The sequence below is a fragment of the Streptomyces sp. ATLC9 genome (assembly GCF_057196705.1).
The window spans coordinates 1-751 of the sequence record NZ_JBXUOY010000553.1 but is presented as its reverse complement, the minus strand read 5'-3'; the positions used below and the strand labels follow the sequence as shown (position 1 = coordinate 751).

The 751-nt window shown below is 71.5% G+C and carries 1 protein-coding gene and 1 pseudogene; both read right to left on the bottom strand.

Annotation, left to right across the window (positions count from 1 at the left end; translation table 11 throughout):
- Positions 1-435, bottom strand: a pseudogene (locus tag AC2CJA_RS27010) (transposase); the annotation flags it as partial.
- A 35-nt stretch (positions 436-470) separates the two neighbouring features.
- On the bottom strand, positions 471-751 hold a 281-nt coding region (locus AC2CJA_RS27005), incomplete at its 5' end, for an integrase core domain-containing protein (protein ID WP_484605255.1).

The window sequence follows — 751 nt, the reverse complement described above, 5'->3', positions numbered from 1 at the left end:
GCGGGACGATGCCCCGCTCGCGGAGCCAGGCCAGGTGCTCGGCGGAGTGGTAGGCCTTGTCGGCGCGGAGTCTGCCGGGGCGGCGTCGGCGCGGGCCGCGCCGGGAGCGGAGGGCGGGGATGCCCGCCACCAGCGGCAGGAGCGCCTGGCTGTCGTGGACGTTCGCGCCCGAGACACCCAGGGCGAGCGGCAGCCCCTGGGCGTCGGACAGGACGTGGAGCTTGCTGCCCTTCTTGCCCCGGTCGACCGGGTTGCGCCCGGTCAGCGAGCCCCCTTTTTCGCCCGCACACTCGCCGCGTCCACGATCGCCGCGGCCCAGTCCACCTCGCCCCGGGCCCCGAGCTCGTCCGGCACCGCCCGGTGCAGCCGGCGCCACAGCCCGGCCTCGGTCCAGAGCGTGAACCGGCGGTGCGCGGTGGCCGGAGAGACCCCGAAAGTGAAGTTTCCCCGTGATCTCGGACACTCGTTCGTTATGCCGCGAGGGTGTGCTGGTGTCGTTGCCTGGTCTCGGCCGGGGTGAGGTAGCCGAAGGTCTTGTGTTTGCGCAGGCGGCGGCGGTTGTAGAAGGTCTCGATGAAGGTGAGGACCTCGGTGCGGGCGGTGGCCCGGTCTGGCCAGGTACGGGTGCCGATCTCCTCCCTGAGCAGGGCCCAGAAGCTCTCCGCGGCGGCGTTGTCGAAACAGGATCCGGTGCGTCCGCAGCTCTGCCGCAGCCCCAACTCCTCTATTCGGTCTCGGAATTGTGCTGATG